Here is a 14,183-nt window from a genome sequence, read left to right as displayed (position 1 = left end):
GCGCCCGGTCGTCCCCGCCCGGTCGGGCGGGTCCGCGCGCAGTACGCCGATGGGAGCTGATCGGCGGGCCGGGGAGCTGAGCCGGCCCGCCGATCAGCCCGTCAGGGTGCCCCTCAGCAGGCTGTCGCCGGAGTGGGCGGGCTGGTTGTCGTACTGCTCGGCGGAGACGTCGACCACCGAATATGCCTGAAGATCCACATTCGGGGGCAGGGGCAGCAGGGCGTCGCCGGAGCTACCCCGCAGCACACCCACCGAGAACATCTCCATGGTCGTCGGATTGATCAGCCAGACCTCGTAGTACCCCGTAACGTCCGGGAGATTCGCGACGTGCAGGTGCAGTCGTCCGTCGGCGAAGACCCGGGCGTCGCCCCGGGCGTCCTTCGGCGTGCTGCCGTACGCGGCCAGCGGCGCGCTGGCCAGCACGTCCTGCCGGGGCGTGGCCCCCCGGTCGCCGAGGACGAAGACGGTGCCGAGCACCGCGATCGCTGCGGCGGCGGTCGCCGAGACGACAGTGGTCGCCCAGCGCGGCCAACGCCGGGCCCGGCCCGCCGGTCGGGCGGCGCGCCCGCCGCCGGGGGACGACGACCGCCGCCGGGACTCCGGCCGGTCACCGCTCACCGGCGACGGCTGCCGGTCACCGGTCACGGCGGACCGGTGCCGATTGGCCGGGCCGATGTCGTCCCCGGCCGCCGGACGGGCCGGCGTCGGGTCCGGCCCGAGATCCTGCCGGTGCGCCTCGGCCAGCGACGGCACCTGCGCGACGGCGTCGAGTTCGGCCAGGATGCCCGCCCAGAGGTGGGCCGGCGGGTCGGGCAGGGTGTGCAGGCCCTGGGTGCCCGCGCCCAGCCCGGCGACGTGCCGCAGGGCCTCCAGCTCGCCCCGGCAGGCCACGCAGCCGCCGAGGTGGTCGGTCTCGCCGTGGTCCGCCTCGCTCTCACCGAGCGCCAGAAAGACCAGCCGGTCGTGGTCCAGGTGCTGCACCGTCCACCTCCCATCTGCGTTTCAAGCTCGCCATGCCCCGCCTGATGTGGCTCTTGACCGTGCCCAGCGGCACCCCGGTCACCGTCGCGATCTGTTGGTGTGTCAGGTCGTCGTAGAAGGCCAGCTCCAACATCCGTCGTTGGTCGTCGGGGAGCCGGGCCAGCTCGTCGGCGACCACCAGCCGGTCGACCACCGTGTCCGGGTCCCCGCCGGTGCCGACCGGTTCGGGTAGCTGCCGCACCGTCTCCACCACCCGGGCCTCCCGGGCCGAGGCGCGCAGCCGGTCGATCACCTTGCGCCGGCCGATCCCGAGCAGCCACCCGATCAGCGAGCCCTTGGCCGGGTCGAAGGTCTCCCGCCCCAGCCAGGCGGCGACGAACGTCGCCTGGGTCACGTCCTCCGCGTCGCTGCGGTTGGCCAACGTGCTGGTGGCCAGGTGGAGCACGGCCCGGCCGAACCGGTCGTACGCCTCCCGCAGCGCGGTCTCGTCGCCCGCCCGGAAGCGCGCGGCCAACTCGTCGGGGGGTGGTTCGGGTTCGTGTCCTGCTGTTCCCACCGCTGTCACCGGGCGGGTCGCCTTCCCTGGGGCATGCCCGACTGTAACGCCCACAGCCTCCGCCCCACTCTCCTGGTCCGGTCCGCCTCCACTCGTCTCACCAGCTATTCGTCGTCGGAGCCGGCCCCGGATGCACCCCCGGCGAAGAAAAAGAAAGTGGTGCCGGGCTGCATCCGGCGGTGCGACGGGTGGCGTAACCCGTTCTGCAAGCCAGACCTGACGAACCAGCACCAATCACCAGGAGGCAGACATGCAGCTCGCTATCTTCCGTCGGGTCGCCGCAGGCGGCGCGGTGGCCGCTCTGGCCTTCGCCGGCGTCGGCGCCGCGACCACGAGCCCGGCGTACGCCGCCTCGTCCAAGGTCTCCGTCGTGCACGGCATCCCGGACACCCCGGTCGACGTCTACGTCAACGGCAAGAAGACCCTCGACAACTTCAAGCCCGGTGACGTCGCCGGCCCGCTGACCCTGCCCGAGGGCGAGTACGACATCGCCCTCACCAAGCCGGGCGAGCCGGTCGGCAGCGCGATCCTCAAGGTCGACGACGCCGAGGTGCCCGGCGGCGCCAACATCAGCCTCGCCGCGCACCTCGGCGCGGACGGCAAGCCGCAGATCACCCCGTTCGTCAACGACACCGCCAAGCTGGCCGCCGGCAAGGCCCGGCTGATCGTCCGGCACACCGCCGCCGCCCCGGCGGTCGACGTCCGGGCCGGCGGCAAGCCGGTCTTCGAGGGGCTGACCAACCCCAAGGAGGCCAAGGCCGACGTCGACGCGGGCACGGTCAAGGCCGACGTGGTGCTGGCCGGCACCGACACCGTGGCGATCGGCCCGGCGGACCTGAACCTCAAGGAGGGCACCGCCACCATCGTCTACGCGATCGGCTCGGCCGAGGCCAAGAACCTCGACCTGGTCGCCCAGACCGTCACCGGTCTGCACTCCGCCCCGGGCGGCGTGCCCAGCGGCACCGGCGGGCAGGCCGGCACCGGCGTCGACACCTGGTGGTACGTGCTGGCCGGTGCCGGCGTACTGCTGCTGGTCGGCGGCGGGGCGCGGGTGGCCGCCACCCGGACCGGTCGCCGGTGACGGTGCGACACCGCGGGGCGCTGGCGGCGATGGCCGCCGGCGTCGCCGCGCTCACCGTCGCCACCGTCGTGGCCTGCGGTTCGCAGCCGGCCGAGGACGTCGGCGCGGACGAGGCGGCGGCGCTGGCCAGCAGCAGCCCGCCGAGCCCGACGGCCGGGACCGGTGGCGGCCCGTCGGTGCCGGTGACCGCCGGTGACCTGCCGACCGCCGAACGGACCGTGCCGCCGGTGCGGCTGCGCATCCCGGCGATCGACGTCACCGCCACGGTCAACCCGGTGGGCATCAACAGCCGCACCGACGAGTTCGACGTCCCGCCGAGCGTGGACCAGATCGGCTGGTACCGGTACGGCCCCGGGCTGGAGACCGACGCCGGCTCGGTGGTGATCGCCGGCCACGTCGACAGCTCGGAGCAGGGCAAGGGGGCGTTCTTCCGGCTCCGCGAACTCGACCGGGGGGACACCGTCACCGCCACCGGCGCGGACGGGAAGCAGCGCGCCTACCGGGTCGTCGCCCGCGAGGAGTACGCCAAGACGAAGATCCCGCTGGACCGGTACTTCGCCCGGGACGGCAAACCGCGGCTGACCCTGATCACCTGCGGCGGGCCGTTCGACCCGAAGACCCGGCACTACCGGGACAACATCGTCGTCACCGCCGTACCGGCCTGAGACCGGGCCGGGGCCGATCCGGTCCCGGCCCGGTTCCATCCACGCTTCGGTACGGGTGGTCCGGCATCCAACAGGCCGTGCGCTGGCCGTTACGCTGAACGGTGATGGCATACCTGGATCACGCGGCGACCACCCCGATGCTCGACGAGGCGTTGGCGGCGTACGTCGCCACCGCCCGCGAGGTCGGCAACGCGTCGTCGCTGCACGCGACGGGCCGGCGTGCCCGGCGTCGGGTGGAGGAGTCCCGCGAGCGGGTGGCCGCCGTGCTGGGCGCCCGCCCGTCCGAGGTCATCTTCACCGGCGGCGGCACCGAGAGCGACAACCTCGCCGTCAAGGGCGTCTTCTGGGCCCGGCGGGCCACCCGGCCCGACCGGGTCCGGGTGATCTCCAGCGCGGTCGAGCACCACGCCGTCCTCGACGCGGTCGACTGGCTCGCCGACCACGAGGGCGCCGAGGTCGCCTGGCTGCCGACCGACGCCGCCGGCAAGCTCGACCCGGCGCTGCTGCGCGCCGAACTCGCCGCGCACGCCGACCGGGTCGCCGTGGTGACCGCGATGTGGGCCAACAACGAGGTCGGCACCGTGCAGCCGGTGGCCGAGCTGGCCGCCGTCGCCGCCGAACACGGGGTGCCGTTCCACACCGACGCGGTGCAGGCGGTCGGCCAGGTGCCCGTCGACTTCGCGGCCAGCGGGGTCTCCGCGCTCACCGTGACCGGGCACAAGCTCGGCGGCCCGACCGGGGTGGGCGCGCTGCTGCTCGCCCGGGACGTCGCCGCCACCCCGCTGCTGCACGGCGGCGGGCAGGAACGCGACGTCCGCTCCGGCACCCTGGACACCGCCGGCATCGTCGCCTTCGCGGTCGCCGTCGAGACGGCGGTCAAGGGCCAGCAGGAGTACGCCGCCCGGGTGGCGGCGCTCCGCGACGACCTGGTGCGGCGGGTCCGGGAGGCGGTGCCCGAGGTGGTGTTCAACGGCGACCCCGACGACCGGCTGCCCGGCAACGCGCACTTCTCCTTCCCGGGCTGCGAGGGGGACGCCCTGCTGCTCCTGCTCGACGCGCAGGGCATCGCCTGCTCCACCGGCTCGGCCTGCTCGGCGGGGGTGGCCCAGCCCAGTCACGTGCTGCTGGCGATGGGTGCCGACCACGACCGGGCCCGGTCCTCGCTGCGTTTCACCCTCGGCCACACCAGCACCTCCGCCGACGTCGACGCCCTCATCGCGGCCCTCCCCGCCGCCGTCGACCGCGCCCGCCGGGCCGCCGCCCTCCGCACCCCCCGCTGACCCTCCCTCTCCCCTCCCACGCCCTTCTTGCCCCTCCGCCCCGCCCGGCCCCCGCCCTCGCTCCCGCCCCCCCGCTCCGGTGATCAAGAGGTTTGCGTCACCCGCCAGCCGGATCCTGACGCAAACCTCTTGATCACCCGCCCCTGCCGGCCCGCCCCTGGCTGCTGGGCGGTGGTGGAGTGGAGCTCGGTGATCAAGAGGTTCAGGTCAGGAATGGGCGCTGGGATGACGTAAACCTCTTGATCACCGGGGCCGGGGGCAGGGGCCGGGGCAGGGGCGGGGGCGGGTGGGGCGAGCAGGGGGTGGGGCGGGGCGGGCGGGAGGAGGGGTGGTGCGGGCCGGGTGGGTAGGCTCGGTGGGGAAGGGAGCGTGGGCTGGTGAAGGTTCTGGCGGCGATGTCGGGCGGGGTGGACTCCGCCGTCGCGGCGGCGCGGGCGGTGGACGCCGGGCACGACGTGACCGGGGTGCACCTGGCGCTGTCCCGTAATCCGCAGACCTTCCGCACCGGGGCACGGGGGTGCTGCACGCTCGAGGATTCCCGGGACGCGCGCCGGGCCGCCGACGTCATCGGTATCCCCTTCTACGTGTGGGACATGGCCGAGCGGTTCCACGCCGACGTGGTGGACGACTTCGTCGCCGAGTACGCGGCCGGGCGTACCCCGAATCCGTGCCTGCGCTGCAACGAGAAGATCAAGTTCGCGGCGGTGCTGGACCGGGCTGTGGCCCTCGGATTCGACGCCGTGGTCACCGGCCACCACGCCCGGCTCGGCCCCGACGGGCTGCTGCGCCGCAGCGTCGACCTCGCCAAGGACCAGTCGTACGTGCTCGCGGTGCTCACCCGCGCGCAGCTCGACCGGGCGGTGTTCCCGCTCGGCGACGCCACCAAGGCCGAGGTCCGGGCCGAGGCGGCCCGGCGTGACCTGGCGGTGGCCGAGAAGCCCGACTCGCACGACATCTGCTTCATCGCCGACGGCGACACCCGGGGGTTCCTCGCCGGGCGGCTCGGCGAGACGCCCGGCGCGGTGGTCGACGCGCTGACCGGCGCGGTCGTCGGCAGCCACACCGGCGCGTACGCCTACACCGTGGGCCAGCGGCGTGGCCTGCACCTGGACCGGCCGGCCCCGGACGGGCGACCCCGGTACGTGCTCTCCATCACCCCGAAGACCAACACGGTCACCGTCGGTCCCGCCGAGGCGCTGGAGGTCTCCCTGGTCCGCGCCACCCGTCCGGTCTGGACCGGGGGCGACCTGCCGACCGCGCCGATCGGGTGCGAGGTGCAGTTGCGGGCGCACGGCGACGTCGTACCGGCCACCGTGCGGGTGGACGGCGACAGCCTCACCGCCGAGCTGCGCCGGCCCGTACGCGGGGTGGCCGCCGGGCAGGCCGTGGTGGCGTACCGGCCGGACCCGGCCGGTGACGTGGTGCTCGGCTCCGCCACCATCACCGGCTGACCCCACCGGCCGGGCGCGCCGACCGGGGCCGGTTACCCTTCGGCCGTGACCCAACAGCAGGTGTGGCCCTGGCCGGCTGGCGCGGCGACCGGCATCGGTTCGCTGCCCGGCACCGACATCGCCGAGGCGCAACGGATCGTCCTGGGCGAACTGCCCGCCCTGCCCCACCTGCCGGAGCTGCCTGCCCGGGGGCCGGGTGCCGACCTGGTCGGGCGTACCGGCGGGCTGCTCGTGGAACTGCCGGTCGAGCTGTACGCCGCGCGCTGGCGGATCGCCCCCCGCCCCGGTCGGGACCTGCGCCGCGCCCAGGACCTGATGGAACGCGACCTCGACCAGCTCGCCGAGCAGGCCGAGGCGTACGCCGGGCCGGTGAAGGTGCAGGCGGCCGGGCCGTTCACCCTGGCCACGGCGGTGGAGCTGCCGGTCGGCGGCGCGCTGCTGCGTGACCCGGGCGCGGTGCGGGAGCTGACCGCGTCCCTGGCCGAGGGGCTGCGGCTGCACGTCGAGGCGGTGGCCCGCCGGCTGCCCCGGGCGTCGGTGCTGCTCCAACTCGACGAGCCGTCGCTGCCGGCGGCGCTCGCCGGCCGGGTCCGTACCGAGAGCGGCCTGGGCACCTACCGGCCGGTCGACACGGCCGTCGCCCGTACCCTGCTCGGTGAGGTGATCACGGCGGTCGGGGTGCCGACGGTGGTGCACTGCTGCGCGCCGGACGTGCCGCTGGAGCTGATCCGTACCGCCGGGGCGGTCGGGGTGGCGCTGGACCTCGCCCTGCTCACCGACCTGGACCCGCTGGGCGAGGCGATCGACGCCGGCCTCGGCCTGTTGGCCGGGGTGGCCCCGACCCTGCCGCCGTCGGCCGGCGTCGCGCCGACCTCGGCACAGCTCGCCGACCGGGTACGCGGACTCTGGGACCGCCTCGGCTTCCCGCGCCGCCAACTCGCCGGACAGGTGGTGGTCACCCCCGCCTGTGGCCTGGCCGGGGCCACCCCCGGGTACGCCCGCGCGGTCCTCACCGCCTGCCGGGACGCCGGGCGGCGGCTGCACGAGGGGTGAGGTTTCCTGTCGTACCCGGTGGGCAGGATGACGGCCATGATTGGACAACTGCGTACCGTGGCCATCGACTGCCCCGACCCCCGGGCGCTGGCCGGCTTCTACGCCGGACTGCTCGGCCTGCCCCTGGTCGAGGAGGACTCCGACGGCAACGAGTGGGTGGTGCTCGGCGGCCCGATCGGGCAGCAGCCCCGGCTCGCCTTCCAGCAGGCACCCGACCTGGTCTCCCCGGCCTGGCCCGATCCGGCGCGTCCGCAGCAGTTCCACCTCGACGTCACGGTCGACGACATCGAGGTGGCCGAGAAGGCGGCGCTCGCCCTGGGGGCCCGGCGGCTGCCCGGCGATGGGGACGGCTTCCGGGTCTACGCCGACCCGGTGGGCCACCCGTTCTGCCTCTGCTGGGACTGACCCTCCAGAGGATGCCCCCACGCCGGGCGGGTCGGGCCACCGGTCGGCCCGGCCTGGCCCGCCCGGCGTGCCGGGGTGGTGCCGGCGGGGCATGATCGGGTCCGTGACCGACCCCTCGCTGCGCCGCGCCTCCGGTTCGCTCTTCGGGCTCGCCTACGGCGACGCGCTCGGCAAGCCGACCGAGTTCCTCACCGTCACCGAGATCCACCGCCGTTACGGCCCGGCCGGGCCACGCGAACTGGTCGGCGATCCGGTGCTGGTCACCGACGACACCCAGATGGCGCTCGCGGTCGCGTGGGCGCTGCACGACGCGCCGGAGCACTCCGCCGAGGCGGTCGAGCCGCTGCTGCGGCGGCGCTTCCTGGCCTGGGCGGCCAGCCCGGACAACAACCGGGCCCCGGGGATGACCTGCCTGCGGGCCTGCGGCGAGCTGGGCCGGGGGCTGCCCTGGCAGCAGGCGACGGTGGTCGACTCGAAGGGGTGCGGGGCGAACATGCGGGTCACCCCGGTCGGGTTGCTCGACGTCGCCCCGGACACCCTCGCCGGGCTGTCCCAACTCCAGGCCGGCCTCACCCACGGCCACCCGACCGGGCTGGCCGCCAGCGAGCTGACCGCGTACGCGGTGCGGCTGCTGCGCGACGGCGCGGCACCGGCGCGACTGCCCGGCCTGCTGGCCGACCGGGCCCGCAGCCAGCGGGTCACCTACCGGGACGACTGGCTGGGCGACCTGTGGCAGCGTGCCGGTGCCGGCTCCCCGGCGCAGTTCATCGCCGCCGGCTGGGACGAGTGCCTGTCGGCGCTGGACCGGTTGGCCGCCGCGCTGCGCCGGCCGGACGACGGCGACGACCCGTGCCGGCACACCGGTGAGGGCTGGATCGCCGAGGAGGCGCTGGCCACCGGGCTGCTGTGCGTGCTGCGGCACCCGGACGACCCGGTGGCCGCGATCGCCCGGGGCGCGACCACCGCCGGCGACTCCGATTCGATCGCCGCGCTGGCCGGCGCGTTCCTCGGCGCGGCCCACGGGATGTCCGGCTGGCCGGCCGACTGGTCCACCCGCATCGAGTACGCCGACCAGCTCGCCACCCTCGGCGCGGCCTGGGACTGACCGGTACGGCCGGACGCGACACCGGCCCGGGCGGTGCCACCGCGACGGGCGTGCCGGCACCGCCGGGTCGGTGCGGTGCTCAGGCCGGACTGCGTCGCCCGTGCAGGCGTTTCACCTGACGCCACAGGGCCGGGTCGCAGCTACCGGCCCGGCGGGAGAAGGCGTCGGCCGGGATACGCAGCGGCTCGGCGAGATCCAGCCAGCTGTCGTGTTCGGCGTCCGGGTCCCAGTCCCGGGTCGGGATCGGCACGTGGTCGTCCCGGCCGCTCTTGTCCTGGCTGGTGATCTTCAGCACCTCGACGCCCCGGTCGTCGGCGCGTACCACCAGGCAGGGCCGGACCTTCGAGCCGGTGCCGTCGTGGAACGGCACGTCCGCCCACCAGATGTCACCCGGCCGGGGCGTGCCGGTGGGGGTGCGGGGGCGGGGCGGCGCGGCCGGTCGGGCCCGGTCCCGGGGCGGGGTGCCCCGCTCCGGCCGGGTGCGCCCGCCACCGCTCGACGGGCGGCCACCCCGGCGTCGCCACTCGTTCCAGACCCAGCCGGCGGCGACCGCCAGGACGATCAGCAGCCCCCACAGCAACCACTGCGGCATCGGTACCCGCCTCCTCCCGGGCGGCCACCGCGCCGCCGACGTGCGGCGATCGTCGCACGCTGCGGGGCCGGCCGCCCGCCGGGCGGGGTGGGGGGAGGCAGGGGAATGTCCTACCGGCCGGTTACCGTGCACCAGTAGCGTGATCACGGGGGAGGTTCGCACGGTGTCCGGAGGCGACAGGGTGTCGGAAGAAGAGATTCCCCAGCAGGTCAGCGCGGAGCAGGAGGCGGCGGCCGGCGGCGAGCCCACCCCCGAGGCCCGGGAGCGGCACGCCACGTTGAGCCAGGAGCTGACCGAGCACCAGTACCGCTACTACGTCCTCGACGCGCCGACCATCACCGACGCCGAGTTCGACAGGCAGTTGCGGGAGCTGGAGGCGTTGGAGGCGGAGTACCCGGCGCTGCGCACCCCCGACTCGCCGACGCAGCGGGTGGGCGGCACCTTCTCCACCGACTTCACCCCGGTCACCCACGCCGAGCGGATGCTCTCGCTGGACAACGCGTTCGCCGACGAGGAGTTGGCCGCCTGGGCCGAACGCGTCGAGCGGGACGCCGGTGGCCCGGTGCCCTACCTGTGCGAGCTGAAGGTCGACGGCCTGGCCATCAACCTGACCTACGAGAAGGGCCGGCTGGTCCGCGCCGCCACCCGGGGCGACGGGCGCACGGGCGAGGACGTCACCGCCAACGTCCGTAGCATCCGCGGCGTGCCGGCCCGGCTCACCCCGTCCGACGAGTTCCCCGACGTGCCGGAGCTGCTGGAGGTGCGGGGCGAGATCTACTTCCCGGTCGCCGGGTTCGCCGACCTCAACGCCAGCCTGGTCGAGCAGGGCAAGGCGCCGTTCGCCAACCCGCGCAACGCCGCCGCCGGCAGCCTGCGCCAGAAGGACCCCCGGATCACCGCGTCCCGGCCGCTGCGGCTGGTGGTGCACGGCACCGGGGCCCGCACCGGCTTCCGGCCGGCCACCCAGTCCGAGTCGTACGCGGCGCTGAAGGCGTGGGGGCTGCCGACCAGCGACCGCTGGCGGGTGGTGCCCGACCTGGCCGGCGTGGCGGGGTACATCGCCCACTACGCCGAGCACCGGCACGACGTCGAGCACGAGATCGACGGGGTGGTGGTCAAGGTCGACCCGGTGCCCATCCAGGGCCGGCTCGGCTCGACCAGCCGGGCGCCCCGCTGGGCGATCGCCTTCAAGTATCCGCCGGAGGAGGTCAACACCAGGCTGCTCGACATCGAGGTCGGGGTCGGGCGGACCGGCCGGATCACCCCGTACGCGGTGCTGGAGCCGGTGCACGTGGCCGGTTCGACGGTCGCCCAGGCCACCCTGCACAACGCCCGCGAGGTCGAACGCAAGGGGGTGCTGATCGGCGACACGGTGGTGCTGCGCAAGGCCGGCGACGTGATCCCCGAGGTGCTCGGCCCGGTGGTCGAGCTGCGTCCCGCCGACGCCCGCCCGTTCGTCATGCCCACCCACTGCCCGTCCTGCGGCACGGCGCTCGCCCCCGCCAAGGAGAGCGACGTCGACATCCGCTGCCCGAACACCCGCAGTTGCCCGGCGCAGCTGCGGGAGCGGGTCTTCCACCTCGCCGGGCGGGGCGGGTTCGACATCGAGGTGCTCGGCTACAAGGGCGCCGCCGCGCTGCTGGACGCCGAGATCATCAGCGACGAGGGGGACCTGTTCGCCCTCGACGCCGCACAGCTCGCCCGGTCGCCGTTCTTCGTCAACAAGGACGGCAGCCTCGGCACCAACGCCACCAAGCTGCTCGACAACCTCGCCGTGGCCCGGGAACGCGACCTGTGGCGGGTGCTGGTGGCGCTCTCCATCCGGCACGTCGGGCCGACCGCCGCGCAGGCCCTGGCCCGGCACTTCCGCTCCGTCGAGGCGATCGAGGCGGCCGCCGAGGAGGAGCTGTCCTCGGTCGACGGGGTCGGCCCGACCATCGCCGCCAGCATCAAGGAGTGGTTCGCCGTCGACTGGCACCGCGACGTGGTCCGCAAGTGGGCCGAGGCGGGCGTACGGATGGCCGAGGAGGCGGTCGACGAGGGGCCCCGCCCGTTGGAGGGCGTCACCGTGGTGGTGACCGGCACGCTCGCCGGGTTCAGCCGGGACCAGGCGGCCGAGGCGATCCAGACCCGGGGCGGCAAGGTCACCGGCTCGGTCTCCAAGAAGACCGGCTTCGTGGTGGTGGGCGACAACCCCGGTTCCAAGGCCGACAAGGCGGCCGGCCTCAAGGTGCCGGTGCTCGACGAGGACGGTTTCCGGGTGCTGCTCGACGCCGGCCCGGACGCGGCCCGCGAGGTGGCCCGGGTCGACGAGAGCTGACCGCCCGGCCACCCGGCCCCTGTCCCGCTCCGCCCATAGGTGAATCTTGGCCCGTATACCAACTTAGTCACGACTACGACCGATTCGCGGCTGTCGTGCGGGTCCACCGGCACCCAGGGCGTTTCATGGTGGCAGGTGTGCGGCCGGCGTACACCCTGATGGGCGTGCCCGGGAGGTGCGATGGAGACCGCCGACCCCCGCAACTCGTTCCCGGGTGGGCGGGAGGGGCCGTTCCTGGGTCTCGTCGCCGGGGTGGTCGGCCTGGCCGCCCTGGTCTTCGTGGCGTCGCTCGTCGACCTCGTGGACCGGCCGGACGGGCTGCCGGCGGCGTTCTGGACGATGGCGGTGCTCGCGGTCGGCTGCGACGCCCGCCCCTTCGTGCCCTCCGGCCGCCGGCAGACCTCCGCGGTCTTCCCGTCCACCTGCTTCACCTTCGCCATCCTGCTCGGCTGGGGCCTCGGCCCGGCGGTGCTGGTGCAGGCCGTCGCGGTCGCCGTGTCCGGCATCCGGCTGGGGCACGCCCCCTGGCGGACCACGTTCAACGCCGCCCAGTACGCCTGCGCGCTCGCCGCCGCCCACCTCGTGCTCCGGCTCGGGCCGGGCGGCCTGTTCGACGGCGACCGGTTGGGCTGGACCGACGTGCTCGCCGTCGGCGGCGCGACGGCCACCTGGTTCGTCGTCAACTACGGCCTGGTCAGCACCGCGCTGCGGCTGCGCTTCGGCGGCCGGTGGTGGCCGGCGGTGCGGCAGGGGCTGCCGTTCGAGCTGCTCTCCACCGGCTCGCTGCTGCTGCTCGCCCCCGTCCTGGTCACCGCCGCGCGGGCCAGCGCCGCGCTGATTCCGCTGGTGCTGGTGCCGCTGTTCGCGGTCTACCGGATGGCCCACCTCTCCGACGAACAGGTCCAGCTCGCCGCCCTCGACCCGCTGACCGGCCTGCCCAACCGCAAGGCGCTGCTCGCCGAGGTGGCCGAGCAGGTGCACCGGCACGCCGAGCGGGTCGCCCGGGGTGAACCGGGTGCGCGGGTGGCGCTCCTGCTGATCGACCTGGACCGGTTCAAGAACGTCAACGACGCGCTCGGCCACGCCGTCGGCGACCGGCTGCTGGTCGAGGTGGGCGCCCGGCTCGCCGGGGTGCTCGGCGACCGGGACCTGCTGGCCCGCCTCGGCGGGGACGAGTTCGCCATCGTGGCCGGCGGGCTCGACGGCGTCGACGAGGCACGTGAGCTGGCCGGGCGGGTGGTCGCCGCGCTGACCGAGCCGGTGTCGCTGGACGGGCTGCCGCTGGACGTCGGCGGTTCGATCGGCATCGCGCTCTTTCCCGACCACGGCGAGGACTACGCCACCCTGATGCGCCACGCCGACGTCGCCATGTACGACGCGAAACACCGCAACGACACCGTCGCCGTGTACGCGGCCGAGTCCGACCACAACTCCGCCGAGCGGTTGGGGCTCCTGGCCGACCTGCGGCGCGTACTGGAGAACCGGCCGCAGGCGGGGCAGACCGTGCGGGGCGGTGACGGCGCGGCGCTGCCACCCCGGCTGGCCCCCGACGACGGACCCGACGGTGCCCCGCGCCCCGGCGTCGACGGTGGTCCCGGCATCGGCACCGGTCCCGGCAGCGGCATCCGCACCGGCCCCGGCAGCGCAACGGGCGTCGGCGGCACCGGCCGGTGGTGGCTGCCCCGGCGACGCCCCCGGCCCGCCCCGGCGCACCCCGACGAGCTGCTGAACCGCATCCTCACCGGCGCCGACCCGGTCCGCCGGCACGGCCCCCCGGAGCACCTGCCGGCCGAACCGGCTCCGGACACCGGGCCCGAGCCGACGCCCCCCGCCCCGGCGGTCGAGGTCGGCGAGATCACCATGTACTACCAGCCGCAGGTCGCCATCGCCACCGGCGAGGTGGTCGGGGTGGAGGCGCTGCTGCGCTGGCGGCACCCGCGCCGGGGGATGGTCGACCCGGAGGAGCTGATCCGGGTCGCCGAGCAGAGCGCCGTGATGCGCCTGCTCACCTACCGGGTGATCGACGACGTGGTGGCGCAGCTGGCGAAGTGGTCGGCCGCCGGCACCACGCTGCGGGCGGCCCTCAACGTCAGCGTCCGTGACCTGCACACCGGGGAGATCGTCGACCGGATCGCCGACCGGCTCGCCAGCTACGGGGTACGCCCGGACCGGCTGCAACTGGAGATCACCGAGGGGGCGCTGATGGCCGACCCCCGGCGGGTGCTCGCCACCATCACCCGGCTGCACCAGCTCGGGGTGGCCATCTCGCTCGACGACTTCGGCACCGGCTACTCGTCGTTGCAGCACCTGCGCCGGCTGCCGCTGTCCGAGGTGAAGGTGGACCGGTCGTTCGTGCTGGGGATGGCCGGGGACGCCGACGACGCCGCGATCGTCAGGTCGACCATCGAACTGGCCGGCGCGCTCGGCCTGCGGGTGGTGGCCGAGGGGGTGGAGGACGAGCGGACCTGGCGACTGCTGTACGCGGCCGGCTGCGACGCCGCGCAGGGCTGGTTCTACGCCCGCCCGATGCCCGCCGAGGAGTTGACCGCCTGGTTGGCCCGGTACCGGCCGCTGAGCCCCGTCCCCAGCCCGGACGCGGAGATCCCCCGCCGGCACGCCCGCTGACGGTCACCGGCACACCCGAGGGGCGGGCGGGCGGTCCCGGACCGGCCCGGCGGCCCGACGGCAGGGGGA

Annotated in this window: 12 protein-coding genes; 9 read left to right on the top strand and 3 right to left on the bottom strand. The window is 75.1% G+C overall.

Translation table 11 applies throughout. The features are described 5' to 3' along the window. Window positions 1-93 precede the first annotated feature (93 nt). Complete coding sequence (locus tag H1A17_RS04640) at window positions 94-981, bottom strand: anti-sigma factor (RefSeq protein ID WP_145918252.1); 888 nt, start codon at window positions 979-981, stop codon at window positions 94-96. Beyond that, the gene (locus H1A17_RS04635; RefSeq protein WP_145918253.1) at window positions 935-1,537 is read right to left on the bottom strand and encodes an RNA polymerase sigma factor; all 603 of its coding nucleotides are present in this window, start codon (window positions 1,535-1,537) and stop codon (window positions 935-937) included. The genes H1A17_RS04640 and H1A17_RS04635 overlap by 47 nt, the downstream gene beginning before the upstream one ends. Before the next feature lie 250 nt (window positions 1,538-1,787). Here H1A17_RS04635 and H1A17_RS04630 point away from each other — a divergent pair, with 250 nt between their 5' ends. The 7 genes from H1A17_RS04630 (at window position 1,788) to H1A17_RS04600 (ending at window position 8,577) form a co-directional block, all read left to right on the top strand. Further along, window positions 1,788-2,618, top strand: a complete 831-nt coding sequence (locus tag H1A17_RS04630; RefSeq protein WP_145918254.1) for a DUF4397 domain-containing protein — start codon at window positions 1,788-1,790, stop codon at window positions 2,616-2,618. Further along, window positions 2,615-3,283, top strand: coding sequence for a class F sortase (locus H1A17_RS04625; protein WP_145918255.1), 669 nt, complete (start codon window positions 2,615-2,617; stop codon window positions 3,281-3,283). Before H1A17_RS04630 ends, H1A17_RS04625 begins: the two co-directional genes overlap by 4 nt. Before the next feature lie 104 nt (window positions 3,284-3,387). Continuing rightward, complete coding sequence (locus H1A17_RS04620) at window positions 3,388-4,563, top strand: cysteine desulfurase family protein (RefSeq protein ID WP_145918256.1); 1,176 nt, start codon at window positions 3,388-3,390, stop codon at window positions 4,561-4,563. Window positions 4,564-4,940: 377 nt separating this feature from the next. Then, window positions 4,941-6,014 carry a tRNA 2-thiouridine(34) synthase MnmA gene (gene mnmA, locus H1A17_RS04615; protein WP_145918257.1) on the top strand — a complete coding sequence of 358 codons (1,074 nt, stop codon included), beginning with the start codon at window positions 4,941-4,943 and terminating at the stop codon, window positions 6,012-6,014. A 45-nt stretch (window positions 6,015-6,059) separates the two neighbouring features. Beyond that, window positions 6,060-7,067 (top strand): methionine synthase, encoded by a 1,008-nt coding sequence (locus tag H1A17_RS04610; protein ID WP_145918258.1) that lies wholly within the window; start codon window positions 6,060-6,062, stop codon window positions 7,065-7,067. Between the two features lie 36 nt (window positions 7,068-7,103). After that, window positions 7,104-7,472: a VOC family protein gene (locus H1A17_RS04605; protein ID WP_194821144.1), complete on the top strand. Its 369-nt coding sequence runs from the start codon at window positions 7,104-7,106 to the stop codon at window positions 7,470-7,472. Between the two features lie 91 nt (window positions 7,473-7,563). Next, entirely contained in the window at window positions 7,564-8,577 is a 1,014-nt protein-coding gene (locus H1A17_RS04600) for an ADP-ribosylglycohydrolase family protein (protein ID WP_145918260.1), read from the top strand. 79 nt (window positions 8,578-8,656) lie between these two features. Here the strand turns inward: H1A17_RS04600 and H1A17_RS04595 are convergent, their stop codons facing one another. After that, complete coding sequence (locus H1A17_RS04595; protein WP_145918261.1) at window positions 8,657-9,169, bottom strand: type II toxin-antitoxin system PemK/MazF family toxin; 513 nt, start codon at window positions 9,167-9,169, stop codon at window positions 8,657-8,659. A gap of 181 nt (window positions 9,170-9,350) precedes the next feature. Here H1A17_RS04595 and ligA point away from each other — a divergent pair, with 181 nt between their 5' ends. After that, the gene (gene ligA / locus H1A17_RS04590; protein ID WP_194821143.1) at window positions 9,351-11,489 is read left to right on the top strand and encodes an NAD-dependent DNA ligase LigA; all 2,139 of its coding nucleotides are present in this window, start codon (window positions 9,351-9,353) and stop codon (window positions 11,487-11,489) included. 180 nt (window positions 11,490-11,669) lie between these two features. Further along, a complete protein-coding gene (locus tag H1A17_RS04585; protein WP_145918263.1) occupies window positions 11,670-14,114 on the top strand; it encodes a bifunctional diguanylate cyclase/phosphodiesterase in 2,445 nt (814 codons plus the stop codon). Window positions 14,115-14,183: the final 69 nt, after the last annotated feature.

This window comes from Micromonospora sp. S-DT3-3-22 (assembly GCF_015354745.1).
Lineage (GTDB): Bacteria > Actinomycetota > Actinomycetes > Mycobacteriales > Micromonosporaceae > Micromonospora > Micromonospora wenchangensis.
This window is presented reverse-complemented; position numbering and strand designations above follow the sequence as displayed.

Excerpts from the sequence above, each read along its gene's own strand:
- H1A17_RS04605 (WP_194821144.1), top strand. The coding sequence starts at position 7,104 with ATGATTGGACAACTGCGTACCGTGGCCATCGACTGCCCCGACCCCCGG.
- H1A17_RS04600 (WP_145918260.1), top strand. The coding sequence starts at position 7,564 with ATGATCGGGTCCGTGACCGACCCCTCGCTGCGCCGCGCCTCCGGTTCG.
- H1A17_RS04630 (WP_145918254.1), top strand. The coding sequence starts at position 1,788 with ATGCAGCTCGCTATCTTCCGTCGGGTCGCCGCAGGCGGCGCGGTGGCC.
- H1A17_RS04595 (WP_145918261.1), bottom strand. The coding sequence starts at position 9,169 with ATGCCGCAGTGGTTGCTGTGGGGGCTGCTGATCGTCCTGGCGGTCGCC.
- H1A17_RS04585 (WP_145918263.1), top strand. The coding sequence starts at position 11,670 with ATGGAGACCGCCGACCCCCGCAACTCGTTCCCGGGTGGGCGGGAGGGG.
- H1A17_RS04620 (WP_145918256.1), top strand. The coding sequence starts at position 3,388 with ATGGCATACCTGGATCACGCGGCGACCACCCCGATGCTCGACGAGGCG.